The organism is Streptomyces sp. NPDC000151 (assembly GCF_040301705.1).
Classification (GTDB): domain Bacteria; phylum Actinomycetota; class Actinomycetes; order Streptomycetales; family Streptomycetaceae; genus Streptomyces.
Genome location: NZ_JBEPFC010000103.1, coordinates 1 through 26320, shown reverse-complemented (window position 1 = coordinate 26320; position 26320 = coordinate 1). Strand labels below are relative to the sequence as shown.

Below are 26320 nucleotides of genomic sequence, written 5' to 3'. Positions count from 1 at the left end.
GCCGCACCGGGCCGCAGCGCGCCGCGCAGCGCCTCGGCCGCACCCTGCCGCTCCGACGCGCCGCTCAGCAGCAACTCCCGCAGCAGATCGCCCAGTTCGGCACCGGCCCGGGCCTCCGCCGCCAGCAGCGCGCCGATCCGCGCCGCGGTCTCCATCGCCTGCTCGATGCGCGGATCGGGCGGCGTGCCGCGCCCGCCCAGCTCCAGATTGCTGAGGTGCCCGTCGTCCAGCAGCCAGACGTACCCGTGCACGATGCCGTGGTGGCGCACGGGCAGACAGATGCGGCCCTTGAAGACCCCGGCCGCCGGGTCCGGCGGGATGCGCAGCGCGTACTTGGCGCGGGCGATGCCGAACCCCTCGAACCAGGCGCGGACCGCCGCCGTGGACCGGCGCTGCAGGATCGACCGGGTCCGCACCGGGTCCATCATCGAGTCGTCGTCGCCCTCGTGCGCGCCGAACGCGATCAGCCGGAAGTCCCGGTCCTCCAGCGTCGCGGGCGCGCCCAGCGCCGCCGAGATCTCGTCCACCAGCTGCTCGTAGTCCCCTGGCATGCCCCGCCTGGCTCCTCTCCGGTCACCTCTGCGTCAGCTGTCACGGCACATTCTCATACATCTGTCTGAGATCCCGGACACGAAGGCGTGACAGCTGTCGATGGCTGCCGACGTACCGTGAAACTTACGTTTCTGGTGGCTCGACCTGCCGGCGCCCCGCGTGCCCGGCATCTGTCATCCGTGAACCGTGGAGGTGTCCCGTGCTGGGTCCCGTGATCCTCGCCGCAGCGCGCAGCGACAAAATGCGCCGTCTCGTCTCGGCCGCGCCGGTCACCCGCCCCGTCGTCGACCGCTTCGTCGCGGGCGAGACCCTGGGCGACACCGTCCCCGCCGTCCGCTCCCTGGCCGACTCCGGCCTGGAGGTCACCCTGGACGTGCTGGGCGAGGACATCACCGACCCCGCGCAGGCGCTCCGCAACCGCGACGCCTACCTGGAGCTGGTCGAGGGCCTGACGCCGCTCGGCCTCGGCACCCGGGCCGAGATGTCGGTCAAGCTCTCCGCCTTCGGGCAGGCCCTGCCCGGCGGCCACGAGCTGGCCCTGAAGAACGTCACCCCGGTCGTCGAGGCCGCCGCCGCGATCGGCACGACCGTCACCCTGGACATGGAGGACCACACCACCGTGGACTCCACCCTCGCCGTCCTCGGCGAGCTGCGCGAGCGCTTCCCGCAGACCGGCGCCGTCCTGCAGTCCTACCTCTTCCGCACCGAGGACGACTGCCGCGCGCTGGCCGGGGAAGGTTCACGGGTGAGGCTGGTGAAGGGCGCGTACAAGGAGCCCGCCACCGTCGCCTTCCAGGACAAGGCCGAGGTGGACAAGGCGTACGTCCGCTGCCTGAAGATCCTGATGGCGGGCGAGGGCTATCCGATGGTCGGCTCGCACGACCCGCGGATGGTCGCCATCGCCCAGGACCTCGCCTTCCGCGCCGGCCGCAAGAACGAGGACTACGAGTTCCAGATGCTCTACGGCATCCGGGAGGGCGAGTACCGCCGGCTCGCCGCGGAAGGCCACCGCATGCGCGTCTACATCGCCTACGGCACCGACTGGTACGGCTACTTCATGCGCCGGCTCGCCGAGCGCCCCGCGAACCTCGCGTTCTTCGCCCGTTCGCTGCTCACCCGCGGCTGACGCCCCGGGGCCGGCCCCGCCCCCGGACCGGCCCGCACCCCAGACTCCGCACCCGCACCCGACAGAAGGAGACACGGCCGCCATGGACGCTGTGACCCACGTCCCCGCCCCGTACAACGAGCCGGTGCACGGCTACGCCCCCGGCTCCCCGGAGCGCGCCCGCCTGGAGGCGAAGCTCAAGGAGCTCGCCGAGAACCCCATCGACCTCCCGATGACGATCAACGGGGAGAAGCGGATGGGCGGCGGTGAGCGCTTCGACGTCGTCCAGCCGCACAACCACAAGGCCGTGCTGGGTACGTACGCCAACGCCACCAAGGCCGACGCGCAGGAGGCGGTCGACGCGGCGCTGGCCGCGGCCCCGGCCTGGCGCGCGATGTCCTTCGACGACCGTGCGGCGATCCTGCTGAAGGCCGCCGACCTGCTGTCGGGCCCGTGGCGCGAGACGATCGCCGCCTCGACGATGCTCGGCCAGTCCAAGACCGCCCAGCAGGCCGAGATCGACGCGCCCTGTGAGCTGGTGGACTTCTGGCGCTTCAACGTGCACTTCGCGCGCGAGCTGCTCCAGGAGCAGCCGCCCATGCAGCCGAACGGCGTCTGGAACCGCCTGGACCACCGCCCGCTGGAGGGCTTCGTCTACGCGATCACGCCGTTCAACTTCACCGCGATCGCCGGCAACCTGCCCACCGCCCCCGCCCTCATGGGCAATGTGGTGGTCTGGAAGCCGTCCCCCACCCAGACCCACTCCGCGATCCTGCTCATGCAGCTCCTGGAGGAGGCCGGTCTGCCCAAGGGCGTGATCAACCTCGTCACCGGTGACGGCAAGGAGGTCTCCGAGGTCGCGCTGCCGCACCCGGAGCTGGCAGGCGTCCACTTCACCGGCTCGACCAGGACCTTCCAGTACCTGTGGAAGTCGGTCGGCGAGAACATCGAGAAGTACCGCTCCTACCCGCGGCTGGTCGGCGAGACCGGCGGCAAGGACTTCATCGTCGCGCACCCGACCGCGGACCCGGCGATCCTGAAGACCGCCATCACCCGGGGCGCCTTCGAGTACCAGGGCCAGAAGTGCTCCGCGGCCTCGCGCGCCTACATCGCCCGCTCCACCTGGGAGAACGGCTTCAAGGACGAGCTGGCCGCCGAGGTCGAGGGCCTGACCATGGGCGACGTGAGCGACCTGTCGAACTTCATCGGCGCCGTCATCGACGAGCGTTCCTTCGCCAAGAACAAGGCCGCGATCGACGCCGCCAAGCAGGACCCGACCTGTGAGATCGTCGCGGGCGGCACGTACGACGACTCGGTGGGCTACTTCGTCCGCCCGACCGTCATCGCCTGCTCGGACCCGGAGAACGACGTCTTCAAGACCGAGTACTTCGGCCCGATCATCGCGGTCCACGTCTACGAGGACGCCGACTTCGACGCGACCGTGGAGCAGATGGAGTCGGCCTCGGCGTACGCGCTGACCGGCGCCGTGCTCGCCAAGGACCGGCAGGTCGTCGCCGAGGTCTCCGAGAAGCTCCGCTTCGCGGCCGGCAACTTCTACATCAACGACCGCCCGACCGGCTCGATCGTCGGCCAGCAGCCCTTCGGCGGCGGCCGCGCCTCGGGCACCAACGACAAGGCGGGCTCGAAGTTCAACCTGCTGCGCTGGATGTCCCCGCGCGCCATCAAGGAGACGATGGTCGCCCCGACGGACTACCGCTACCCCCACATGGGCTGACGCCCGGGGCATAGGCAAAAGGGGCGCGCGGCGTGGGCCGCGCGCCCCTTTTCGTTTCAGTGCCCGGTCGCGCCGCCGTTGTCGCGGCGGTCCAGGGCGCGCTGCAGAGCAGCGGCGGCGTTCCTGCGGTCGGTCTCGCCGGACGTGCGCACGCGGTGACGGATCCTGCGGGCAGGGGCAGCGGTTTCGGCCATGGCCACGTCTCTCCTCTGATCGATCCCCGAGATGCCGAGAAAACGGAATGCGACGCCGGAGCGGGCGGAGCCAGGTCGCGCCAGGGGTCACCTGTGCGTGCGCGCCGGCCTGAGCCGCCTTCGCTGGGTGGAGCGAGACGTTCGGCTTCTACAAAAGTAGGACAGGAGAGCCGTGCTGTCTGCACAATTACTTGGGCTTCCTACTATCTGAGACGGCGGGACGCCGCTTTCGCGGCGCCCCGCCGGTAGAGCGAGCCCTCGGAAGCCGTCTAGCGGGGCGTGCGCGCGGTGCGCTCCACGTCGAAGTGGTCGATGCGCTCGCCGGTCTCGGCGAGGGCGGTGACCTTCATCCGGGGCCGGTGGCCGGCCTCGACCTCCACCGCGAGGAACGAGAAGCCGGTGTAGCGCACCCGCGACCACGCCACCTTCTCGGTGTCCTTCCCGCCGCCCTTGGTCCAGTGGTACGTCTCGACCTCGTCCAGGTCCTTCACGTGCCCCTCGTAGCTGTCCGGCACGGGGAACTTGTACAGCGCCTTGCCCGCGCCGCCCGCCGTGACGTACACGATGCCCTCGCGCGCGGAGTCCACGCTGCCGCCGACCGGCACCTCGCGGGAGACGGAGGTGCCCTTGATCGCGTCGGTGCGCTCGTAGATGTGGTTGTGGCCGTTGATCACCAGGTCCACGCCGTGCTTCTCGAAGAGCGGCAGCCAGGCGTCGCGCACGCCGCCGTCGGAGGCGTGCGAGACGGTCGTGGAGAACGCGCAGTGGTGGAAGAAGACCACGATGAAGTCGATGCTCCGGTCCGCGCGCAGCTCGCCCAGGCGCCGGTCCAGCCACTTCGTCTGCTTGCCGGCGGTGTACCCGGTGTTGGCGGTGATCTCGTACGAGACGTCGTTGGCGTCCAGGGCGACGACGCCGACATTGCCGTAGGCGAAGGAGTACACGCCGGGGGCGTGCTTCGCGTCCGGGCCGTTGCCCGGCAGGGACCAGCGGGCGTTCTGGCCGCCGTACCCGTTCGGCGAGTACCACGCCTCCATGTCGTGGTTGCCGGTCGTCACCATCCACGGCACGGACTTGGCGACCGTCTCGGTCTGGGCGAGGAACTGGTCCCAGACCCGCGCGTCGTAGGTGTCCTCCTCCGAGCCCTGGCCGTCCGGGTCGGCGTAGCAGATGTCGCCCGCGTGCAGGTGGAAGGAGGGGTTCTGGCCCAGGATCAGCTGGTCGTTGGCGAGCGCGTCGTAGCTGACGCCCTGGTCGCCGAAGGCGGTGAAGACGAACTTCTCGGGCCGCGCGGGAGCCGTGCGGAAGGTGCCGACGGTGGAGAAGTGGCGCGCGTCGGCCGGGTCGAAGCCGTCGTGGCCGACGCCGTAGTAGTACGTCGTGCCGGGCTTGAGGCCGTCCAGCGCGGCGTGCAGGTAGTACTGGTCGACGGCCGGCAGCTTCTTCGTGAGCGCGGGCGTGTGCAGGTCCCGCACCTCCGCCTCGATCTTGCGGCTGAGGTCCCAGGGCTTCAGGCCCACCCGCAGATACGGCCGCTTCACCGCGAACGGCACCTGCCAGGAGACCCGCATCTGCGTCTTCGGGTCGGCGCCGAACTGCAGGTGCCGGCCGAAGGGCGCCACCATCGAGCCGTCCACCGCGGCCGTGGCGGGCGCGGAGAGCAGCGTGGTGGAGCGCGGCGACGCGCACGCCGCCGTGGAGCCGAGCAGACCGCTGCCCGCGACGATGCCCGCACCGGCGGCGGAGGTGCGCAGCAGCCCGCGCCGGGACAGCTTGGTGCGCAGGTACTCGTGCTGCTCGGCCATGGACATGCGGGCGGCGAGCCGCTCGGGGATGCCGAAGCGCGGGATGTCGGGGGAGGCGGGGGTCTCACGGGAAGCCATGGCGTGAACCTCGCATCGCGCGGAAACCGGATGGCGTATACAAGGTGAACTGCGGCTGACCGAATCTCCACATGTCCGTATGCCGGACACCGGGTGTCAACCCATGGGACGAAGAGTAGGGTCCAGGCATGTCTCGCAGCATTCGCCTCGCAGTGATCCCCGGTGACGGTATCGGCCAGGAAGTCGTGGCCCAGGGCCTGAAGGTCCTCTCGGCCGTCCTCCCGCAGGACGTGAAGCTGGAAACCCAGGAGTACGACCTGGGCGCCAAGCGCTGGCACGCGACCGGCGAGACGCTGCCGGACGCCGAGATGGAGTCGCTCAAGCAGCACGACGCCATCCTGCTCGGCGCCATCGGCGACCCGTCCGTGCCCTCCGGCGTCCTGGAGCGCGGCCTGCTGCTGAAGCTCCGCTTCGCCTTCGACCACTTCGTCAACCTGCGCCCGTCGAAGCTCTTCCCGAACACCAGCACCCCGCTGGCCGGCCGCCCGGACATCGACTTCATCGTCGTCCGCGAAGGCACCGAGGGCCCGTACACCGGCAACGGCGGCAGCCTGCGCACCGGTACGCCCCACGAGGTCGCCACCGAGGTCAGCCTGAACACGGCCTACGGCGTGGAGCGGGTCGTCCGCGACGCCTACGAGCGCGCCAAGGCCCGTCCGCGCAAGAAGCTGACGCTGGTCCACAAGAACAACGTCCTGGTCCACGCCGGCCACATGTGGAAGAAGATCTTCGACAAGGTCGGCGCGGAGTACCCCGAGGTCACCACCGACTACCTGCACGTCGACGCCGCGACGATCTTCTTCGTCACGCAGCCGGAGCGCTTCGACGTCATCGTCACCGACAACCTCTTCGGCGACATCCTCACCGACCTCGCCGCTGCCGTGACCGGCGGCATCGGCCTGGCCGCCTCCGGCAACATCAACCCCTCGGGCGCCTTCCCGTCCATGTTCGAGCCCGTCCACGGCTCGGCCCCGGACATCGCCGGCACCGGCAAGGCCGACCCGACCGCGACGATCCTCTCCGTCGCGCTCCTCCTGCGGCACCTGGGCCACGAGGCCGAGGCCGCCCGCATCGAGGAGGCCGTCGCCGCGGACCTCGAAGGCCGTGACGGCACGCCGCGCACGACCGACGAGATCGGCGACGCGCTCGCCGGCCGAGTAGCCGGCTGACGCCGCTGCTCCCACACAACAGCTGAAAGCTGTTCCTGTAGCCCAGCGGCAGCGCCCCTCAGGCGCCCGGCCGCTGGGCTACTCGGCGGTTGGGTGCGACCATCGACCACAGGCCGCGCACGCGCAGTACGCCACCTCCTTCCTCTCCGCGGTCCCACCCGAGCGATAATCGGACGTGGGGCCCGCCAGGGGAAGCTCGGACGTCCACCGACAGACCGGATGTCATGCGCGCGCGGCCACCACAACCACACCGGTGAAGGACAGCACTCATGACGACGCCCACGATCGAGCTCAAGCCCTCCGCGCACCCACTGCCCGCCGCCGAGCGGGAGAAGATCCTGGCCGGCCCCGGGTTCGGCCGGCACTTCACCGACCACATGGTGACGATCAGGTGGACGGAGGGCCGCGGCTGGCACGACGCACAGCTCGTTCCGTACGCGCCGCTCTCGATCGACCCGGCGAACATGACCCTGCACTACGCGCAGACGATCTTCGAAGGGCTGAAGGCGTACCGCCAGGCCGACGGCACCGTCGCCACCTTCCGCCCCGAGGCCAACGCCGAGCGCTTCCAGCGCTCCGCGCGCCGCCTGGGCATGCCCGAGCTGCCCGTCGAGACCTTCATCGCGGCGTGCGACGCGCTGGTCCGGCAGGACCGCGACTGGGTGCCCGCGCACGGCGGCGAGGAGTCGCTCTACCTGCGCCCCTTCATGTTCGCCTCCGAGGTCGGCCTCGGCGTGAAGCCCGCCAACGAGTACCTCTTCCTCGTGATCGCCTCGCCCGCCGGCGCCTACTTCCCCGGCGGCGTCAAGCCCGTCTCCATCTGGCTGTCCGAGGACCGGGTGCGCGCCGTCCCCGGCGGCATGGGCGACGCCAAGACCGGCGGCAACTACGCCGCCTCCCTGCTCGCCCAGGCCGAGGCCGCCGAGAAGGGCTGCGACCAGGTCGCCTACCTCGACGCGGTGGAGCACAAGTGGGTCGAGGAGCTGGGGGGCATGAACCTGTACTTCGTGTACGGCAACAAGATCGTCACCCCCACGCTCACGGGTTCGCTGCTCGCCGGCATCACCCGTGACTCGCTGCTGTCGGTCGCCCGTGACCTCGGTTACGAGGCGGAGGAGGCGCGCGTCTCCATCGACCAGTGGCAGGCCGACACCGAGAACGGCACGCTCACCGAGGTCTTCGCGTGCGGCACCGCCGCGGTCATCACGCCCGTCGGCACGGTCAAGCGCAAGGGCGCCGAGTGGACCCAGAGCGGCGGCGAGCCCGGCGAGGTCACCATGAAGCTCCGCGAGGCGCTGCTGGACATCCAGCGCGGCACGGCGCAGGACACCCACGGCTGGATGCACCCCCTGGGCTGATCCCGCCGCCGCACCGGCTGCCACGGGCCGCCCCGGACGCGTACGCACGCGCGTCCGGGGCGGCCCGTCGTCGTACGTTCCCGTACGGCCCGGACGGCTAGGACACCTCCGCCGGCGCCTCCTCCACCGGGGCCACGGCCGCGGGCACCGCCGCCGGGCGGCGCGTCAGCACCCCGTACAGCACGGCCGTGACCAGCGCCGACAGCAGGAACGACAGGTCGATGCCGCCGGTGTAGGGGACAAGCGGGCCGGTGTAGAGGGGGGTGTCCACCGCGGCCAGGCCGACGAGCGAGCCGGCCGCCCAGGTCACCGTCGCGGGCACGTTCCAGCCCGCCGTGTACCAGTAACGGCCGCCCCGGGAGCGGCGGTTGTAGACCTGCAGCGCCTCGGAGTCGTAGACCCCGCGGCAGCGGAAGAAGCCGATGACGGTGAGCACTGCCCAGGGCGTGCCGACCGCGGTGAGCAGCAGGACGAAGGAGGTCATCGCGTCCTGCGCGTCCCAGGCGAAGTGGCCGAGATAGACGAAGAACGTGGAGACGCCGGCGACGACGTAGGTGGCCTGGGTGCGGGTGGCGCGCGGCAGGATCGCGTCCAGGTCCAGGCCCATGGAGTACAGCATCAGGCCCGCGTTGCCGACCGAGCCCGCCGAGGCGGCGAGGAAGAGCGGGGCGAGGAACCAGAAGGGCGCGCCCGCGACGAGCGGCCCGGCGTAGTCGTCGGCCGCGCCGACCGCGAGCGCGGTGAAGGTGCCGAAGAGCTGGGGGACCAGCAGTCCCGCGACCAGGCCGAGGCAGGTGGCGAGGAAGACCTTGCGGGAGCTGTGGCGGCGCGGGGAGATGTAGCGGGTGTAGTCGCCGAGCAGGGTGATGAAGGCGATGGGGCCGCTCAGGCCGGCCGAGACGACCGCGAGCAGCCAGGTGGGCCAGAAGCCGCCGAGCAGGTACGAGGTGCCGTGCGGCGCCGCGGTGGTGAAGTGCGGCGCGTACGCGAACAGGCCGATGACGAGGATCGCGGTCATGCCGAGCGCGAGGACGCGGGAGAGGCGGAGCAGGAGCTTGTAGCCGTAGACCGCGCCGGCCGCGGTGCAGACCGCGAGCAGCGCGTACACGGCCGCGTAGCTCGCGCCGCCGTCGGGCAGGCCGATGAGCCGGGCGAGGGTGCCGACGACGGCGTCGCCGCCGACCCAGAGGGTGAGCGCGGTGTACCCGAGCGAGAGCAGCAGGCCGATGACGGAGCCGACGAGCCGGCCGCGCACGCCGAAGTGCGCGCCGCTGCTGGTGGAGAGGTTGGTGCCGGTGCGCAGCGAGACCAGCGCGAGCGGCGCGGTGAGCAGCGTGCCGACGAGGGTGCCCACGGTGAGGGAGGTCACCGACGGCCAGAAGCCCAGCCCGAAGGAGACCGGCAACCAGCCGAAGATCACCACGCCGAGTGCGAGGTTCGAGCCGAGCAGGATGGAGACGAGGTCGCGGGGGCGGCTGGTGCGCTCCTCGTCGGGAATCGTGTCGACTCCGCGTTGTTCGATCGGCATGAGAGGGCTCCTCTGAGAGGCCGGACGAGTGCTGGGCGGTACCGCTCCGGTGAGTGGCGTTCCGCTTTTTTTGAGCGGCGCTCAATGTGACCCATACCCCTGTGCCCGGTCAACCCTTTCGGGCACCGGCTTTCCTTGGTTAGAGTGTCGCTCTAATCGATCAGGAGGTGTGGTGGCATGCGGCTGACCCCGACCGAGCGCGACCGGCTGCTGCTGTTCGGCGCGGCCGAGCTGGCGAGAGCGCGCAGGGCACGCGGCCTGAAGCTGAACGTGCCCGAGGCGACCGCGCTCGTCGCGGACACGGTCTGCGAGACGGCCAGGGACGGCGGCCGGCTGGCCGACGCCATCGCGGCGGCCCGCGCGGTCCTCGGCCCGGACGACGTGCTGCCCGGCGTCGCCGACGTGGTGACCGAGGTGCACGTCGAAGCGGTCTTCGACGACGGCTCCCGGCTCGCCGTGGTCAGCGACCCGATCGGCGGAGGCTCGCAGGGCGACGCCGCGCCCGGCGCGATACTGCCGGGGCCCGCCGACGAGGCCCCGGCGCCCGCACTGACCGTCCGCGTCCGCAACACCGCGACCGTCCCGGTCAGCGTCACCTCGCACTTCCACTTCTTCGAGGCCAACCCCCGGCTCGACTTCGACCGCGCCGCCGCCTACGGCATGCGGCTGAACGTCCCCGCCGGCTCCTCCCAGCGCTTCGACCCGGGCGCCGAGGAATCCGTCGGCCTCGTACCGATCGGCGGCGACCGGATCGCGATCGGCTTCGCGGGCCTGGTGGACGGGCCACTGGACGCCCCGGGGGCGAAGGAAGAAGCACTGCGGCGGGCCGCGGCCTGCGGCTACCTGGGGGCGGAGACCGAGGAGGAGCGGGCATGACCATCGATCCGCAGGAGTACGCGTCCGTACACGGCCCGCGCGCCGGCGACCGGGTCGTACTGGGCGACACCGGCCTCGTCGTACGCGTCGAGTCCGACGCCCAGAAGCCCGGCGACGAATTCCTCGCCGGCTTCGGCAAGACCGCCCGCGACGGACTCCACCTGAAGGCCGCCGCCGTCCGCGAGACCTGCGACGTCGTCATCAGCAACGTCCTGGTCATCGACGCCGTACAGGGCATCCGCAAGGTCTCCATCGGCATCCGCGAAGGCCGCATCAGCGGCATCGGACGGGCCGGCAACCCCGACACCATGGACGGCGTCGACGTCGTCGTCGGCACCGGCACCTCGATCGTCTCCGGCGAAGGCATGATCGCCACCGCGGGCGCCGTCGACACCCACGTCCACCTGCTCTCCCCGCGCATCATGGAGGCCTCCCTCGCCTCCGGCGTCACCACGATCATCGGCCAGGAGTTCGGCCCCGTCTGGGGCGTCGGCGTCAACTCCCCCTGGGCCCTGCGGCACGCCTTCAACTCCTTCGACGCCTGGCCCGTCAACATCGGCTTCCTCGCCCGCGGCTCGTCCTCCGACCCCGCCCCGCTCGTCGAGGCGCTCGCCGAGGGCGGCGCCTCCGGCTTCAAGGTCCACGAGGACATGGGCGCGCACACCCGCGCCCTGGACACCGCCCTGCGCGTCGCCGAGGAACACGACGTCCAGGTCGCCCTGCACAGTGACGGCCTCAACGAGTGCCTCTCCGTCGAGGACACCCTCTCCGTCCTGGACGGCCGCACCATCCACGCCTTCCACATCGAGGGCTGCGGCGGCGGACACGTACCGAACGTCCTGAAGATGGCCGGCGTGGAAAACGTCATCGGCTCCTCCACCAACCCCACCCTGCCCTTCGGGCGGGACGCGGTCGCCGAGCACTACGGCATGATCGTCTCCGTCCACGACCTGAAGACCGACCTGCCCGGCGACGCGGCCATGGCCCGCGACCGCATCCGCGCCGGAACGATGGGCGCCGAAGACGTCCTGCACGACCTGGGCGCCATCGGCATCACCTCCTCCGACGCCCAGGGCATGGGCCGCGCCGGCGAGACCGTACGCCGCACCTTCGCCATGGCCGGGAAGATGAAGGCCGAACTCGGCCCCATGGAGGGCGACGGCGCGCACGACGACAACGCGCGCGTACTGCGCTACATGGCCAAGCTCACGATCAACCCCGCCATCGCACACGGCCTCTCGCACGAGATCGGCTCGCTGGAGGTCGGCAAGATGGCCGACATCTCGCTGTGGCAGCCGCGGTACTTCGGCGCCAAGCCGCAGATGGTGCTGAAGTCCGGGTTCCCCGCGTGGGGCGTGACCGGCGACCCCAACGCCGCCACCGACACCTGCGAACCGCTCGTCATGGGCCCGCTGTTCGGCGCGCACGGCGCCACCGCCGCCGACCTGTCCGTCGCCTTCGTCTCCGGCGCCGCGGTCGCGGCCGGCTCGCCCGGCCGGGCCTTCGACTCGCTGCCCACCCGCCGCCGGCGCGTCGCCGTCCGCGGCACCCGCGGCATCGGCCCCCGCGACCTGCTGCTGAACGACCGCGTCGGCAGCGTGCAGGTCGACGGCGACAGCGGCCTGGTCACGCTGGACGGCGCCCCGATGCGCTCCGACCCCGCCGAGTACGTGTCGCTCTCGCGGCTGTACTTCCTCTGAGCCACCGCTTCCCGTGAGCCGCAGCGGCGGCTCGTTCCTCCGAGCCGGAGGGAGCGTCCCTCCGGCCCCCGCACCCCGCCCGGGGCCACGTCCCTGCCTCGGGCGGTCCCGGCGCTGCCACCCCTCACCAGGTGGCGGCGCCGGCCTCTCGCCCTCCCCTCCCACCTGCAAGGACGCAGCCCATGACGACGCTTCCCCTGCCCTCCGCCGGGGCGACCCCGGCCGCCGACGGCTACACGATGCCCCCCGAGTGGGCGCCGCACGAGCGCACCTGGATGGCCTGGCCCGGCGCCAACTTCACCTTCGGCGAGGAGGGCGGCAGCACCCTCTCCGAAGCACGCGTCGCCTGGGCACGGGTGGCCCGCGCGATACGCCGCTTCGAGCCGGTCACCGTCGTCGCGGGCCCCGGCCAGACCGCCGCCGCGCGCGGCCTGCTCGGCCCGGACATCGACATCGTCGAGCGCGAGCTGGACGACGCCTGGATGCGCGACATCGGCCCCACCTTCCTCACCGGCGACGGCCAACTCGCCGCCACCGACTGGGTGTTCAATGGATGGGGCGCCCAGGACTGGGCGAGCTGGAAGCACGACGCGAAGATCGCCGAAGAGGTCGCGGGCCTCGCCGGCGCCCGCCGCTACCCCACCCCCCTCGTCAACGAGGGCGGCGGCCTGCACATCGACGGCGAAGGCACCGTCCTGCTCACCGAGACCGTCCAGCTCGACCCCGGCCGCAACCCCGGCCGCACCCGCGAAGAGGTCGAGGCCGAGATCCACGCCTTCCTCGGCACCACCAAGGCCATCTGGCTGCCGCGCGGACTGACCGCCGACTACGGCCAGTTCGGCACCCGCGGCCACGTCGACATCGTCGCCGCCTTCGCCCGCCCCGGTACCGTCGTCGTACACACCCAGCCCGACCCCGCCCACCCCGACCACGCGGTCTGCGCCGAGATCGTCAAGCTCCTCCAGGGAGCCACCGACGCACGCGGCCGGCAGCTGGAGGTCGTCGAGGTCCCCGCGCCCACCGTCATCGAGGAGGACGGCGAATTCGTCGACTACTCCTACATCAACCACTACCTCTGCAACGACGGCGTGGTGCTCTGCGGCTTCGACGACCCGCGCGACGAGCACGCGGCCGGCATCTTCCGCCGGCTCTTCCCCGACCGTACGGTCACCCTCGTCGACGCCCGTACGATCTTCGCTGCGGGTGGCGGCATCCACTGCATCACCCAGCAGCAGCCCAAGGTCTGACCAGCAGACCCGACCAGCCGGTCCAGGAGGTCCCCGTGCCCGGTCCCGAGCGCCGTCCCCGGCGGCGGCTCAGCCAGCCGCGCGAGCAGGTGCTCGCCGCGGCCATGACCACCATCGCGGAGGAGGGCCTGGACCGGCTGACCATGGCCGGACTCGGCCGCGAGGTCGGCATGAGCAGCGGCCACATCCTGTACTACTTCGGCACCAAGGACGAGCTGCTGCTCCAAACCCTCCAGTGGAGCGAGGAACAGCTCGGCGCGCAGCGCCGCGCCGAGCTGGCCCGCCGCGTCCCCGCCCGCGCCCGCATCGACGCCCTGGTGGACCTCTACCTCCCCGAAGGCCACCGCGACCCGCGCTGGACCCTGTGGCTGGAGGTCTGGAACCGCTCCCAGAACGCCGACGACCCCACCCGCGAACGCCAGCTCGACCTGGAACTCGCCTGGCACCGCGACCTGGTCGCGCTGCTGGTCGAAGGCGCCTCCAAGGGCGAACTGCGGCCCGTGGACGCCGAACGCTTCGCCACCCGCACCCGCGCCCTGCTCGACGGCTTCGGCACCCACCTCGTCGTCGGCCTCCCCGGCCTGAGCCGCGACGACGTACTCAGCCACGTGAGCGACTTCCTGGACGACGCGCTGACCCCGGCGGACGCCGCCCCGGGAACGTAACGCACACAACGTCGCCTGATCGTTGCCTGGTGCACCCTTGCCGTGAAGTCCCAGGTCCGGCACCGTGACCAGCTATGGGACGAGAGCAATGGAAGAAGATCTGGGTCGGCTCGGCCGGCAACATGGTCGAATGGTTCGACTGGTTCGTGTACGCGAGCTTCGCCGTGTACTTCGCGGACTCCTTCTTCCCCAAGGGCAATGAGACCGCCAACCTCATGAACACCATGGGCGTCTTCGCGGTCGGCTTCTTCATGCGGCCCGTCGGCGGCTGGCTGCTCGGCCGCGTCGGCGACCGCAAGGGCCGCAAGGCCGCCCTCACGCTCACCGTCACCCTGATGTCCGCCTCCGCCGTCCTCATCGCCGTCGCCCCCACCTACGGCGTCGCCGGCTACGGAGGCGTCGCCGTCCTCCTCGTCGCCCGCATGCTGCAGGGCCTCTCCGTCGGCGGCGAGTACGCGGCCAGCGCCACCTACCTCACCGAGGCCTCCGCGCCCGGACAGCGCGGCTTCGCCTCCAGCTTCCAGTACGTCTCCATGACCGCAGGCCAACTGCTCGGCCTCGGCCTGCAGATCATCCTGCAGCGCACCATGTCCGAGGACGCACTGCACAGCTGGGCCTGGCGCATCCCCTTCATCATTGGCGCGCTCGGCGCCGCCATCGTCTTCTACCTGCGCCGCAACATGCTGGAGACCGAGGTCTACGCCGCGGACGACAGCGCCAACGCCGACCCGGAACGCGGCACCCTCAAGGCGCTGTGGGCACACAAGCGCGAGGCGTTCCTCGTCATCGCGCTCACCATGGGCGGCACCGTGGCGTACTACACGTACACCACCTACCTCACCAAGTACCTCTCCGGCAGCGCCGGCCTGGACAAGCCGACCGCCTCCCTGGTCAGCTTCTGCGCCCTCTTCATCTTCATGTGCATCCAGCCGCTGGCCGGCAAGCTGTCCGACCGGATCGGCCGCCGCCCGCTGCTGATCACCTTCGCGATCGGCTCGACCTTCCTCACCGTGCCGATCATGACGCTGCTGCGGCACGCCGGCTCCTTCTGGCCGGCCCTCGGCCTCGCCCTGCTCGCCCTGGTCGTCGTCACCGGCTACACCTCGATCAACGCCTGCGTGAAGGCCGAGCTGTTCCCGACCGGCATCCGGGCCCTCGGCGTCGCCCTGCCGTACGCCATCGCCAACGCCCTCTTCGGCGGCACCGCCGAGTACGTCGCCCTGTGGTTCAAGAACGGCGGCATCGAATCCGGCTACTACTGGTACGTCGCCGGCTGCGCGGCCGTCTCCCTGATCGTCTACCTGACGATGCGCGAGACCCGGACGATCGACCTGCACCGGGTCACCAAGGACAAGACGGGCGAGGGCCAGGCAGTCTCAAGCCCGTCCGGCGTGTGAGGACAAGCCCGAAGGGAGGGCCGTTCGCATTCTGAGACGGCCCTTCCGCCGGGGGTGATTCGTGCAAGACTGCCCCCATGCTCTCGTTCGCCATGATTATTGGCAGCAGGCGCGCCGGTCCGCAGTGACCGCCCCGTACGAAACCCAGTACGGCGCGGCACCGTCGTCCCAGACCCGCGCGCAGACCTCTCGCACCCGCGAGAGGTTTTTTCGTTTCCCGGCCCACCCGCCACCGGGAACGGAGCGCGAGGGATCATAGGGGGACGGTGGCACCGGTCATTCCGGTAGACCGAAGATCCCGACAGGAGCCAGATCAGCATGACGGACACCTCCGACGCATCGTTGTCCGACGATTTCCATGTGTTCGACACGACGCTGCGCGACGGCGCGCAGCGTGAGGGCATCAACCTGACCGTGGCGGACAAGCTGACGATCGCGCGCCACCTGGACGACTTCGGCGTGGGCTTCATCGAAGGCGGCTGGCCCGGCGCCAACCCCCGGGACACCGAGTTCTTCCAGCGGGTGCGGGAAGAGGTCCCCTTCCGGCACGCGCAGCTGGTGGCGTTCGGCGCCACCCGCAAGGCGGGCGTGCGAGTGGAGGACGACGCGCAGGTCGCGGCCCTGCTGGAGTCCAAGGCCCCGGTGATCACGCTGGTCGCCAAGTCCCATGTCCGGCACGTGGAGCTGGCGCTGCGCACCACCCTCGACGAGAACCTGGCGATGATCCGCGACACCGTCGCGTACCTGCGCGCGCAGGGCCGCCGGGTGTTCCTGGACTGCGAGCACTTCTTCGACGGCTACGCGCTGGACGCGGACTACGCGAAGAAGGTCGTACGGACCGCGAGTGAGGCCGGCGCGGACGTGGTGGTCCTCTGCGACACCAACGGCGGCATGCTTCCCGCGCAGGTCACCGCGGTGGTGCGGACCGTACTGGCGGACACCGGCGCGCGGCTGGGCATCCACGCCCAGGACGACACCGGCTGCGCGGTGGCCAACACCCTGGCGGCGGTCGACGCGGGCGCGACGCACGTCCAGTGCACGGCCAACGGCTACGGCGAGCGGGTGGGCAACTCCAACCTCTTCCCGGTCGTCGCCGCGCTGGAGCTCAAGTACGGCCGCAAGGTCCTCCCCGAGGGCAAGCTCGCCGAGACCACCCGGATCTCGCACGCCATCGCCGAGGTCGTGAACCTCACGCCCTCCACCCACCAGCCCTACGTCGGCGTCTCGGCCTTCGCGCACAAGGCGGGCCTGCACGCCTCCGCGATCAAGGTCGACCCGGACCTGTACCAGCACATCGACCCCGAGCTGGTCGGGAACACGATGCGGATGCTGGTCTCCGACATGGCGGGCCGCGCCTCCATCGAGCTCAAGGGCAAGGAGCTCGGCATAGAGCTCGGCGAGGACCGCGAGCTGGTCGGCCGGGTCGTGGAGCGCGTCAAGGAGCGCGAGCTCGCGGGGTACACCTACGAGGCCGCCGACGCCTCCTTCGAGCTGCTGCTGCGCGAGGAGGTGCAGGGCCGGCCGCTGCGGTACTTCACCGTCGAGTCCTGGCGCGCGATCGTCGAGGACCGCCCCGACGGCACGCACGCCAACGAGGCGACCGTGAAGCTGTGGGCCAAGGGCGAGCGGATAGTGGCCACGGCGGAGGGCAACGGCCCGGTCAACGCGCTGGACCGGGCGCTGCGGGTGGCGCTGGAGCAGATCTACCCGCAGTTGGGGCAGCTGGAGCTGGTGGACTACAAGGTCCGCATCCTGGAGGGCGCGCTCGGCACGGGATCGATCACCCGGGTCCTGGTCTCCACCAGCGACGGCCGCGGCGAGTGGTCGACGGTGGGCGTCGCGGAGAACGTGATCGCCGCGTCCTGGCAGGCACTGGACGACGCGTACGCGTACGGCCTGGTACGCGCGGGGGTCGAGCCGCAGGACTGATGGCGGATCCGTACGAGCAGTGGCCCTGGCCGGTTCACCAGAACCGGCCAGGGCCACTGTCGTATCGGGGTTATCCACAGGCGCCGCCGGGAGTCGGCGGGCGGCGCTACCTTCGCCTTATGCGTGGTGGAGGTGGGGGAGGGGCCTTGCCACTGGTGGGTGACTCACCGCTCACCCCACTCACCCCAGGGCGGCTCGTGGGGAGAGGGAGGGGCCCTGCCACTGTGCGGGGGAAGCGGGTCCGGGTCAGGCCGCCTTGACCGCCGAGATGTCGAACGTCAGCTTCACCTTGTCGCTGACCATCACGCCGCCCGTCTCCAGCGCCGCGTTCCAGGTCAGGCCCCACTCCGAGCGCAGGATCTCGGCGCTGCCCTCGAAGCCCACGCGCTGCGCGCCGTAGACGTCGGTGGCCGCGCCGTTGAACTCCAGGTCGATGGCGAGCGGCTTGGTGACGTCCTTGATCGTGAGGTTGCCCGTGACGCGGTACGTCTCGGCGCCGACCTGCTCGACCCCGACGGAGCGGAAGGTCATCAGCGGGAACTGCTCGGCGTCGAAGAAGTCGGCGCTCTTCAGGTGGCCGTCGCGGTCCGCGATGCCGGTGTCGATGCTGTCGATCTTCACGTCGATGTTCGCGGTCGAGGCGGCCGGGTTGCTGCCGTCGAGGTGCAGCGTGCCCTCGTGCTCGGCGAAGGAGCCGCGGACGTTGGTGACCATGGCGTGCCGCACGGTGAAGCCGATGCTGCTGTGTGCCGGGTCGATGGTGTAGTCGCCGGTCAGGGCGGCCAGCGCCGGGTCCGCCGCGAGGGTCGCGGTGGCGGCGGGGGCGGCGGTCTCGGCGGTGCGCTTGCGGTTGAACAGAGCCATGGCTCCTCCTCGGGGGACGGGTCGGGGAGACCTCGGGAGTTGTTGTTTAAGCTTCAACGAGATTCAGCGTAACCCTTACTGGTTCAAGTTTCAACCTTTCCGTCGGGGCGAGGCCGCGCGACCCCCGAAAGCCCTGGTCACCAGGTACTGGCGACGCGCGTAGAGGTCGGGCATCATCTGCGGTGCTCCACCTGCACCGCCGAATCACCCGTCGCACGGTTCACCGGTTCACCGCAGGAGGCCCCCGTGAGAGTCCGTACCGTCCTCAGCGCACTGGTCCTCGTCCTGGGAGCGCTCCTCGCCCCCGGCTTCGGCGTCCTCACCGACGCGAGCGAGGCGCACGCCGTCACCAAGCTCACCCACGCCCAGGCCACCACGATGTTCCGGAACGCCGGGATCACCTGGTCCTCCTCCGGCGGCTGCTCCGACCGCAACACCCCCACCTGCACGTCCTTCGACCAGCTGAACCAGCCCACCGCCCAGGGCGCGGTCACGCTGAAGAAGGCCAGCGGCTGCGCGCTGAACATCACCGGCGGCACCGAGACCGGCCACGCGAGCGGCACGTACAGCCACTGGAACGGCTACAAACTGGACTTCGCCCTGTCCACCTGCGTCAGCAACTACGTGACCGGTACGTTCACCTACGCCGGCGTACGGGGTGACGGCGCACCGATGTACAAGTCCGGCTCCGGCAACATCTACGCCAAGGAGGGGTCGCACTGGGACGTCCTCTACTACAACTGCGGCGGTTGCTGACCATGGCGGCGCACCCTTCCCACTGGACCCGCAGGGGCTTCCTCGTGGCGGGCGGCGCGGGCGCGGCCGCCCTCGGGCTGCCGGCCACCGGCGCCCACGCCACCGCTCGGGGCGCCACCGCTCAAGTCGCCCCCGCAGCCGAGGAGTTCGGCACCCTCCGGGAGCGCTGGCGGGACCTCCAGCTGGGCACCGGCTACGACCCGGCCGCCGAGCCGTACGCCTCCCTGCTGAAGGAGACCGGGGACCTCGCGCGGCGCTTCCGGACGGCGATGGCGCCGGCCGCCTCCTCGCTCTGGCCCGACTGCCCGTTCGACCCGTCGGCCGGCATCACCCAGAGCTACAGCCGGCTGAACACCATGGCGCAGGCATACGCCCAACCCGGCACCGGCCTCACCGGGGACGCCGGCCTCCTCGCCGACGTGCTCAAGGGCCTGGACCACCTCGACGCCAAGATCTACAACACGGCCACCACGCGGTACGGCAACTGGTGGGACTGGCAGATCGGCAGCCCGCGGCTGCTCCTCGACACGATGACGCTCGTCGACGGCGCGCTCACCGACGCGCAGCGCGCCGGGTACCTCGCCGCGGTGGACCATTTCGTACCGGACTCCATGCTCGGCGACTACACGGGGACGAGCACCGGCGCCAACCGCGTCGACCTGTGCCGGGTGGTCGCGCTGCGCGGCGTCCTCGGCCGGTCGGCGGCGAAGCTCGCGCTCGCCCGCGACGCCCTCTCGCCCGTCTTCCCGTACGTGGAGAAGGGCGACGGGCTGTACGCCGACGGCTCGTTCGTGCAGCACACCTGGGTCGCGTACTCCGGCACGTACGGATACGTGCTGCTGGACGGGCTCGGACGGCTGTTCCGTCTGCTCGGCGGCAGCAGCTGGGAGGTGACCGACCCGAAGCGGCAGATCATTTTCGACAGCGTCGAGAACGCCTACGCGCCGCTGCTGCACAACGGCCTGATGATGGACAGCGTCAACGGCCGGGCGATCAGCCGCGGTTACCTGCTCAGCGACGACCGGCACGTCATGCGCAGCGACCACTTCCACGGGCACGCGCTGCTGGCCGCCGTCGCCATGCTCGCGCAGAGCGCCTCCGCCGCCGAGCGGGACCGCTGGCACGCCATGGTCAAGGGCTGGATCGAGCGGGACACCACGCTGGACGTGCTGACCGATCGGCAGTACACGGTCGCGGACGCCGCCCGGCTGGCCGCCGTGGCCGCGGGGCCGGGCACCGCGGCGCCCGAGCCGGTCGGACACAAGCTCTTCCCCGCCATGGACCGGGCGGTGCACCGGCGCCCGGGCTTCGCCGCCAACATCGCCATGGCCTCGGACCGGATCACGTACTACGAGAACGGCAACGGTGAGAATCCGCGCGGCTGGCACACCGGCGCCGGGATGCTTTATTGGTGGGGCGCGGACTTCGGCGGCGGCCAGTACACCGACTTCTTCTGGCCGACGGTGGACCCGTACCGCCTCCCGGGGACGACCGTCTCCACCAAGCGGCTGGCCGACAACGAGGGCGGCGGCTGGGGCGCGCCGAAGCCGGCGGCCACCTGGGTGGGCGGCGCCACGGACGGCGAGTTCGCGGCCGTCGGGCAGGACGTGCGCGGGCTCGCCTCGACGCTGCGCGCCAAGAAGTCCTGGTTCTGCCTCGCCGACACCGTCGTCTGCCTCGGCGCGGGGATCACCGGCCGGGACGGCGTGCCTGCCGAGACCGTCGTCGACAACCGCAACCTCGGCGCCTCGGGGACCGCGGCGCTCACCGTCGACGGCGTCCTCCAGCCCGCGACGACCGGCTGGACCGGCGCCTTCCCGCGGGCCCACTGGGCGCACCTCGCGGGGCACGGCGGGTACGTCTTCCCCGGCGGCATGCCGCTGCGGGCGCTGCGCGAGGCGCGCACGGGCGCCTGGCGGGACATCAATACGGGGTCCTCGCCGGATCGCGTCACCCGCCGCTATCTGACGCTCTGGCGGGACCACGGCACGGACCCGGCGGACGCCTCGTACGCCTATCTGCTGATGCCGGGGGCCGGGCCGCGCACCCTCGCGGCGCGCGCCGCCGACCGGAACTGGCTGCGGATCACCGCCAATACGGGCGCGGTGCAGGCGGTGGAGGTGCTCGCGCTCGGGGTGCTGGCGGCGAACTTCTGGACGGCCGGGACGGCGGGGCCGCTGACCGCCTCGGCGCCGTCGTCCGTCCTGGTGCGCGGGCAGGGCCGGACGGCGACGCTGTGCGTGGCGGAGCCGCCGCGCACGGGGCGGCCGGTGGAGATCGTCTGGGACCGCCCGGTGCGCGAGGTGGTGAGCGCCGGGCCCGGCGTCACGGTCCTGGAGACGGGCCGCCGGCTGCGGCTGCGGATCGGTCCCGGGAAGGTCTGCGCCACGCATACCTGTACGGTCACCACACACTGACCCGGTCGCGGGGCGGCGTGCGGGGGAATCCCGCGCCGCCCCGCGGAGCGTGGCCCGGTGGCCGGTATCCGCGGTCGACCAGCGGACCGCCACAAGACCACACCAGTGTCTTTTGTGGCTCCTCCACAGTGACCGGAAACCGCTCCTGCGCGTCCGTGCCGCTTCCGCGTCCCCCGTACAGCGTGGTTCTGTTCTGCCTGCCCACGAAATCGCGCTCGACGTTGTACGAAACCGACATCGGTTCATGAGCACGTGTCCGCGTACCGTCGATGCATGACCACTGTCGAAGATGCGCCCGCCGAGGCGAACGACGCCCGCGGGCGCGTCGCCGAGCTGCACGCGATCCGTGAGCAGGCCCGGCGAGGCCCGAGTGAGCGCGCCACCGAGGCCCAGCGCGCCAAGGGCAAGCTCACCGCCCGCGAGCGGATCGACCTCCTGCTGGACGAGGGATCGTTCAACGAGGTGGAGCCGCTGCGCCGGCACCGGGCGACCGGCTTCGGGCTGGAGAACAAGAAGCCCTACACCGATGGTGTGATCACGGGCTGGGGCACGGTGCACGGCCGGACCGTGTTCGTGTACGCGCACGACTTCCGGATCTTCGGCGGCGCGCTGGGCGAGGCCCACGCCACGAAGATCCACAAGATCATGGACATGGCCATCCAGGCCGGTGCGCCGCTGGTGTCGCTGAACGACGGCGCCGGTGCCCGTATCCAGGAGGGCGTCTCGGCGCTCGCCGGGTACGGCGGCATCTTCCAGCGCAACACCAAGGCGTCGGGCGTGATCCCGCAGATCTCGGTGATGCTCGGCCCGTGCGCGGGCGGCGCGGCCTACAGCCCCGCCCTGACGGACTTCGTGTTCATGGTCCGCGAGACCTCGCAGATGTTCATCACCGGGCCTGACGTGGTCCGCGCGGTGACCGGCGAGGAGATCACGCAGAACGGGCTGGGCGGCGCGGACGTGCACGCCGAGACCTCCGGCGTGTGCCACTTCGCGTACGACGACGAGGCCACCTGCCTGGAGGAGGTCCGTTACCTCCTCGCCCTGCTGCCGTCCAACAATCGCGAGAACCCGCCGTCCGTCCCCTGCGACGACCCGGCGGAGCGCGCGGGCGACGCGCTGCTGGACCTGGTGCCGGCCGACGGCAACCGCCCGTACGACATGCGCAAGGTCATCGAGGAGCTCGTCGACGACGGCGAGTTCCTGGAGGTCCACGAGCGCTGGGCGACCAACATCATCTGTGCGCTGTCCCGCCTGGACGGCGAGGTCGTGGGCATCGTCGCCAACCAGCCGCAGTCGCTGGCGGGCGTGCTGGACATCGAGGCGTCGGAAAAGGCTGCCCGTTTCGTCCAGATGTGCGATGCTTTCAATATCCCGATCCTCACGCTGCTGGACGTCCCCGGCTTCCTGCCGGGCGTCGACCAGGAGCACGGCGGCATCATCCGGCACGGCGCGAAGCTGCTGTACGCGTACTGCAACGCCACCGTGCCGCGGATCTCGGTCGTGCTGCGCAAGGCGTACGGCGGTGCCTACATCGTCATGGACTCCCAGTCCATCGGCGCCGACCTCACCTATGCCTGGCCGACCAACGAGATCGCGGTGATGGGCGCCGAGGGCGCGGCCAACGTGATCTTCCGCAAGCAGATCGCCGAGGCGGACGACCCGGAGGCCATGCGGGCGCGGATGGTCAAGGAGTACAAGTCCGAGCTGATGCACCCGTACTACGCGGCCGAGCGCGGCCTGGTCGACGACGTGATCGACCCGGCCGAGACCCGCGAGGTGCTGATCCGCTCGCTGGCCATGCTCCGGTCCAAGCACGCCGACCTGCCGGCCCGCAAGCACGGCAACCCGCCGCAGTAATTCCGATACCGCTCTGTACCGCAGCCACCCTGCGACCTTGGAGACGACGAAAGTGAATCCTGCCGATACCTCCGACCGTTCCCTGGTCCGTGTCGAGAAGGGCGAGGCCAGCGAGGAGGAGCTCGCCGCGCTGACCGCGGTGCTGCTCGCCCGCGCCGCCCACCAGCCGGCCGCGCTCCCGGCGCAGCCGCACGCCACGGCCGCCCGCTGGCGCCGGCTGGAGCGCCAGCGCGGCTTCCGCGGCGCCCGCTCCTGGCAGGGGTAACTCACGCGACGCCGAAGGGCCCCGCGCACCATCCGGTGTGCGGGGCCCTTCGCGTCGCGGCGGGGGTCAGGCCCGTGCCGCTGCCGGTTCGGCCGTCGGGGCCGGCGGGGGAGTGGTGTCGCCCTGCGGCTCCGGCAGCTTCAAGTACAGCGTCAGCAGCGACGACACCACGTACAGCGCGGCGAAGATGATGACGACGCCGGCCGGGCCGAGCGGGTCGAGGAAGACGCTGACGATGGCGGGGCCGACGAAGGCCGCGCCGCCCGCGCCCAGGTTCAGCAGGGCCATCGCGCCGCCCTTCTTGTCGGGCGCGAGGGCGGGGATCAGGGCCGAGATGGGGACGAAGCCGGCCAGCGTCACGCCGTAGAGCATGCCGCAGACGATCGCGACCGGGTAGTTGCTGCCGACGGCCTGCGGCACGAAGTACAGCGTGAGCGTGGTGACCGCGCAGCCGATACCGCCGAAGGACGCGATCGTCCGCCGCCAGCCGATCTTGTCGCCGATCCAGCCGAAGAGCAGGTTGCAGAAGACGTTGGTGCCGTAGATGACGGCCAGCAGGGTCAGCCAGCGGCCCTCCCCGAAGCCCAGCTCCTTCGCGAAGAAGGTGGGCAGGAAGACCAGGAAGCCGAACTCGGGCGCGGTGTTGATGATGCGCACCACGCAGCCGACCGCGACCTTGGGGTGGGTCCAGGCGATGGAGAGGCTGGAGACCAGCGACTGGACCGGCCTGACCTCGGGCGGCGCGAGCCGCGCGAAGCCGGTGCGCTCCCGGACGCCGAGCAGGCAGCAGGCGCCGCCGACCGCGATGATCCCGAGCGCCACCCAGAGCGTGCCGAACTGGCCGAAGAGCGGGTTGGTGACGCCGGCGACCAGGGAGCCGAGGGTCGGCAGACCGCCGGTGAACGCCACGTAGAACCACCCCACCGCCGTGCCCATCCGGGCCACGGGCGCGGTCGCGGTGATCCAGACCAGGAAGCCGAAGGCGAAGAGCGGGTAGCCGAAGCCGCGCAGCCCGTAGAAGACCAGCATCAGCGGGTAGTTCTCGGGGCCGAGCGCGAAGACCAGGAAGAGGACGTCGAAGACGATCCAGACGGCCAGCCCCAGCTGCATCACCCGGCGCGGACCCCACAGGTCCGACAGTGCGCCGGAGAGCCACGAGGCGAGCATGACCGTGACACCGTAGGCGGTGATGACGTACGAGGCGTGCACCTCGGTACCGGCACCGTGGTCCGCCATGTACGGCGCGATGAAGCCCGACTCGACACCGTCGCCGACCATGAAGAGCAGGACGCCGAGGTAGCCGAAGACCAGCGCCTTGGGGATGCCGAGGCGGTCGGGCAGTGAGAGCGCCGATGGTGGAGCCATGTCGCGCCTCCGTAGGAGCGAGGGTGGTGACGGTGGGACATCAGCAGCATGAATCCTGTGAACTTCACATGCAAGATGTGATGCAGAGTTTTCTGGGCCGTGATTCTCACAGTACTGAGCGTGATTTACGCCTTGAGGGGTGACGAATCTGTGATCCGGGTGTTAAATCCAACAGGGACAGAACAAAGGAGTGCGCCCTGATGACCACGACGCCCGACGGCCTCGGACACAACGCCGCGACCTTCCGCGAGGACTGGCTGGAAGGACTGGCCGACGCGTACGCGCGCACGCTCCGGCGGGTCCCCGGCACCTTCGGCGTGGTCGGCCGCCACGCCCCGCGCCCCGGCAAGGTCGCCGTCCTCATCGGCGGCGGCTCCGGCCACTACCCGGCCTTCGCCGGACTGGTCGGCCCGGGGCTCGCGGACGCCGCCGCGGTCGGCGACGTCTTCGCGAGCCCCAGCGCCGAGCAGATCTACCGCACCGCCAAGGCCGCCGACGGCGGCGCCGGCGTCCTGATGTCCTACGGGAACTACGCCGGCGACGTGATGCACTTCGGGCTGGCGGCCCGCCGGCTCGCCGCCGAGGGCGTCCCCGTACGCACCGTCCTGGTCACCGACGACGTGGCCAGCGGCCCGCCGCCGGTGGACGGCCAGGAGATCGACCCCTCGCGCGACCGGCGCGGTGTCGCCGGCGACTTCTTCGTCTTCAAGGTGGCCGGTGCCGCCGCCGAGCGCGGCGACGACCTGGAGGGCGTGGCGCGCGTGGCGGCCCGCGCCAACGCCACGACCCGAACCTTCGGCGCGGCCTTCTCCGGCTGCACCCTGCCCGGCGCGAGCGAGCCGCTGTTCACCGTGAACAAGGGCACCACGGAGCTGGGCATGGGCATCCACGGCGAGCCGGGGCTGCGCACCACCCGCAGCCTCACCGCGCGCGAACTCGCCGACGAGCTGGTCGACAACCTCCTCCCGGAGCTGCCCGAGCCGCCCAAGGACGGCGACGGCCGGGTCGCGGTGCTGCTCAACGGGCTGGGCCGGACCAAGTACGAGGAGATGTTCGTCGTCTTCCGGCAGGTCAACCGGCGCCTGAAGGAGGCGGGGCTGACGCCCTTCCGCCCGGAGGTCGGCGAGTTCGTCACCTCCTTCGACATGGCGGGCGTCTCGCTGTCGGTGATGGTCCTCGACGAGGAGCTGGCGACGCTGTACGACGCGCCCTGCGACACCCCGGCCTTCCGCAGCCTGCCGGGGCCCCGTGGGGAGACCGACGACGTACGGGAGAGCCCGGCCGCGCCCGAGGAGCGGCCGCAGGCCGGGCCGTCCGCCGCCGACCTGCCCGCCACCGCGGCGCTGCAGGCCGCGCTGGACCTGGTCGCGGCGAACGAGGACGAGCTGGGGCGGCTGGACGCGGTCGCGGGCGACGGTGACCACGGCATCGGGATCGTCCGGGGGCTGCGCGCTGCGG

General features: G+C 71.2%; 20 protein-coding genes and 1 pseudogene. 15 read left to right on the top strand and 6 right to left on the bottom strand.

Features of this window, described 5'->3' with window-relative positions; translation table 11 throughout:
* Nucleotides 1-551 (bottom strand): annotated as a pseudogene (locus ABT381_RS24880) (PucR family transcriptional regulator); the annotation flags it as partial.
* Nucleotides 552-751: 200 nt separating this feature from the next.
* Between ABT381_RS24880 and ABT381_RS24875 the strand changes: the two are divergent.
* The gene (locus ABT381_RS24875; protein ID WP_351598449.1) at nucleotides 752-1678 is read left to right on the top strand and encodes a proline dehydrogenase family protein; all 927 of its coding nucleotides are present in this window, start codon (nucleotides 752-754) and stop codon (nucleotides 1676-1678) included.
* An 82-nt stretch (nucleotides 1679-1760) separates the two neighbouring features.
* The gene (gene pruA, locus ABT381_RS24870; protein ID WP_351598446.1) at nucleotides 1761-3392 is read left to right on the top strand and encodes an L-glutamate gamma-semialdehyde dehydrogenase; all 1632 of its coding nucleotides are present in this window, start codon (nucleotides 1761-1763) and stop codon (nucleotides 3390-3392) included.
* A 56-nt stretch (nucleotides 3393-3448) separates the two neighbouring features.
* Here pruA and ABT381_RS24865 read toward each other — a convergent pair whose 3' ends face one another.
* Together ABT381_RS24865 and ABT381_RS24860 are read right to left on the bottom strand one after the other, a co-directional pair.
* Nucleotides 3449-3586, bottom strand: coding sequence for a hypothetical protein (locus ABT381_RS24865; RefSeq protein ID WP_351598443.1), 138 nt, complete (start codon nucleotides 3584-3586; stop codon nucleotides 3449-3451).
* 269 nt (nucleotides 3587-3855) lie between these two features.
* Nucleotides 3856-5469 (bottom strand): purple acid phosphatase family protein, encoded by a 1614-nt coding sequence (locus ABT381_RS24860; RefSeq protein WP_351598440.1) that lies wholly within the window; start codon nucleotides 5467-5469, stop codon nucleotides 3856-3858.
* Nucleotides 5470-5597: 128 nt separating this feature from the next.
* On the opposite strand from ABT381_RS24860, the gene ABT381_RS24855 reads away from it, so the two are divergent.
* Both ABT381_RS24855 and ABT381_RS24850 read left to right on the top strand, forming a co-directional pair.
* Complete coding sequence (locus tag ABT381_RS24855; RefSeq protein ID WP_351598437.1) at nucleotides 5598-6638, top strand: 3-isopropylmalate dehydrogenase; 1041 nt, start codon at nucleotides 5598-5600, stop codon at nucleotides 6636-6638.
* Between the two features lie 269 nt (nucleotides 6639-6907).
* Nucleotides 6908-7996, top strand: coding sequence for a branched-chain amino acid aminotransferase (locus tag ABT381_RS24850; protein ID WP_351598434.1), 1089 nt, complete (start codon nucleotides 6908-6910; stop codon nucleotides 7994-7996).
* Nucleotides 7997-8093: 97 nt separating this feature from the next.
* On the opposite strand, the gene ABT381_RS24845 is transcribed toward ABT381_RS24850, so the two are convergent.
* Nucleotides 8094-9524 (bottom strand): cytosine permease, encoded by a 1431-nt coding sequence (locus ABT381_RS24845; protein ID WP_351598431.1) that lies wholly within the window; start codon nucleotides 9522-9524, stop codon nucleotides 8094-8096.
* 177 nt (nucleotides 9525-9701) lie between these two features.
* On the opposite strand from ABT381_RS24845, the gene ureA reads away from it, so the two are divergent.
* The 6 genes from ureA (at nucleotide 9702) to cimA (ending at nucleotide 17338) form a co-directional block, all read left to right on the top strand.
* Nucleotides 9702-10400 (top strand): urease subunit gamma, encoded by a 699-nt coding sequence (ureA, locus tag ABT381_RS24840; RefSeq protein ID WP_351598428.1) that lies wholly within the window; start codon nucleotides 9702-9704, stop codon nucleotides 10398-10400.
* Nucleotides 10397-12100 (top strand): urease subunit alpha, encoded by a 1704-nt coding sequence (locus ABT381_RS24835; protein ID WP_351598425.1) that lies wholly within the window; start codon nucleotides 10397-10399, stop codon nucleotides 12098-12100. The genes ureA and ABT381_RS24835 overlap by 4 nt, the downstream gene beginning before the upstream one ends.
* Nucleotides 12101-12282: 182 nt before the next feature.
* Nucleotides 12283-13347, top strand: coding sequence for an agmatine deiminase family protein (locus ABT381_RS24830; protein ID WP_351598422.1), 1065 nt, complete (start codon nucleotides 12283-12285; stop codon nucleotides 13345-13347).
* A 35-nt stretch (nucleotides 13348-13382) separates the two neighbouring features.
* The gene (locus tag ABT381_RS24825; protein ID WP_351598418.1) at nucleotides 13383-14012 is read left to right on the top strand and encodes a TetR/AcrR family transcriptional regulator; all 630 of its coding nucleotides are present in this window, start codon (nucleotides 13383-13385) and stop codon (nucleotides 14010-14012) included.
* 74 nt (nucleotides 14013-14086) lie between these two features.
* Nucleotides 14087-15409, top strand: a complete 1323-nt coding sequence (locus tag ABT381_RS24820; RefSeq protein WP_351598415.1) for an MFS transporter — start codon at nucleotides 14087-14089, stop codon at nucleotides 15407-15409.
* Nucleotides 15410-15727: 318 nt separating this feature from the next.
* Nucleotides 15728-17338, top strand: a complete 1611-nt coding sequence (gene cimA, locus ABT381_RS24815; protein ID WP_351598412.1) for a citramalate synthase — start codon at nucleotides 15728-15730, stop codon at nucleotides 17336-17338.
* Nucleotides 17339-17584: 246 nt separating this feature from the next.
* Here the strand turns inward: cimA and ABT381_RS24810 are convergent, their stop codons facing one another.
* Complete coding sequence (locus ABT381_RS24810) at nucleotides 17585-18202, bottom strand: YceI family protein (protein WP_351598409.1); 618 nt, start codon at nucleotides 18200-18202, stop codon at nucleotides 17585-17587.
* A 246-nt stretch (nucleotides 18203-18448) separates the two neighbouring features.
* Here ABT381_RS24810 and ABT381_RS24805 point away from each other — a divergent pair, with 246 nt between their 5' ends.
* From ABT381_RS24805 to ABT381_RS24790, 4 genes are all read left to right on the top strand, one after another.
* Nucleotides 18449-18958 (top strand): hypothetical protein, encoded by a 510-nt coding sequence (locus tag ABT381_RS24805; RefSeq protein ID WP_351598406.1) that lies wholly within the window; start codon nucleotides 18449-18451, stop codon nucleotides 18956-18958.
* 2 nt (nucleotides 18959-18960) lie between these two features.
* Nucleotides 18961-21375: a polysaccharide lyase 8 family protein gene (locus ABT381_RS24800; RefSeq protein WP_351598403.1), complete on the top strand. Its 2415-nt coding sequence runs from the start codon at nucleotides 18961-18963 to the stop codon at nucleotides 21373-21375.
* A 273-nt stretch (nucleotides 21376-21648) separates the two neighbouring features.
* Nucleotides 21649-23232, top strand: a complete 1584-nt coding sequence (locus ABT381_RS24795) for an acyl-CoA carboxylase subunit beta (protein ID WP_351598400.1) — start codon at nucleotides 21649-21651, stop codon at nucleotides 23230-23232.
* A 52-nt stretch (nucleotides 23233-23284) separates the two neighbouring features.
* On the top strand, nucleotides 23285-23497 hold the full coding sequence (locus tag ABT381_RS24790; RefSeq protein ID WP_031051542.1) for an acyl-CoA carboxylase epsilon subunit: 213 nt from the start codon (nucleotides 23285-23287) through the stop codon (nucleotides 23495-23497).
* A 66-nt stretch (nucleotides 23498-23563) separates the two neighbouring features.
* Here the strand turns inward: ABT381_RS24790 and ABT381_RS24785 are convergent, their stop codons facing one another.
* Nucleotides 23564-24862 carry an MFS transporter gene (locus ABT381_RS24785; RefSeq protein WP_351598395.1) on the bottom strand — a complete coding sequence of 433 codons (1299 nt, stop codon included), beginning with the start codon at nucleotides 24860-24862 and terminating at the stop codon, nucleotides 23564-23566.
* 200 nt (nucleotides 24863-25062) lie between these two features.
* Here ABT381_RS24785 and ABT381_RS24780 point away from each other — a divergent pair.
* A partial coding sequence (locus ABT381_RS24780) for a dihydroxyacetone kinase family protein (RefSeq protein ID WP_351598392.1) occupies nucleotides 25063-26320 on the top strand: 1258 nt, incomplete at its 3' end.

Coding starts and splice junctions, on each gene's coding strand:
- pruA (WP_351598446.1), top strand. CDS start 1,761: ATGGACGCTGTGACCCACGTCCCCGCCCCGTACAACGAGCCGGTGCAC.
- ABT381_RS24865 (WP_351598443.1), bottom strand. CDS start 3,586: ATGGCCGAAACCGCTGCCCCTGCCCGCAGGATCCGTCACCGCGTGCGC.
- ABT381_RS24860 (WP_351598440.1), bottom strand. CDS start 5,469: ATGGCTTCCCGTGAGACCCCCGCCTCCCCCGACATCCCGCGCTTCGGC.
- ABT381_RS24855 (WP_351598437.1), top strand. CDS start 5,598: ATGTCTCGCAGCATTCGCCTCGCAGTGATCCCCGGTGACGGTATCGGC.
- ABT381_RS24850 (WP_351598434.1), top strand. CDS start 6,908: ATGACGACGCCCACGATCGAGCTCAAGCCCTCCGCGCACCCACTGCCC.
- ABT381_RS24845 (WP_351598431.1), bottom strand. CDS start 9,524: ATGCCGATCGAACAACGCGGAGTCGACACGATTCCCGACGAGGAGCGC.
- ureA (WP_351598428.1), top strand. CDS start 9,702: ATGCGGCTGACCCCGACCGAGCGCGACCGGCTGCTGCTGTTCGGCGCG.
- ABT381_RS24835 (WP_351598425.1), top strand. CDS start 10,397: ATGACCATCGATCCGCAGGAGTACGCGTCCGTACACGGCCCGCGCGCC.
- ABT381_RS24830 (WP_351598422.1), top strand. CDS start 12,283: ATGACGACGCTTCCCCTGCCCTCCGCCGGGGCGACCCCGGCCGCCGAC.
- ABT381_RS24820 (WP_351598415.1), top strand. CDS start 14,087: ATGGGACGAGAGCAATGGAAGAAGATCTGGGTCGGCTCGGCCGGCAAC.
- cimA (WP_351598412.1), top strand. CDS start 15,728: ATGACGGACACCTCCGACGCATCGTTGTCCGACGATTTCCATGTGTTC.
- ABT381_RS24810 (WP_351598409.1), bottom strand. CDS start 18,202: ATGGCTCTGTTCAACCGCAAGCGCACCGCCGAGACCGCCGCCCCCGCC.
- ABT381_RS24800 (WP_351598403.1), top strand. CDS start 18,961: ATGGCGGCGCACCCTTCCCACTGGACCCGCAGGGGCTTCCTCGTGGCG.
- ABT381_RS24795 (WP_351598400.1), top strand. CDS start 21,649: ATGACCACTGTCGAAGATGCGCCCGCCGAGGCGAACGACGCCCGCGGG.
- ABT381_RS24785 (WP_351598395.1), bottom strand. CDS start 24,862: ATGGCTCCACCATCGGCGCTCTCACTGCCCGACCGCCTCGGCATCCCC.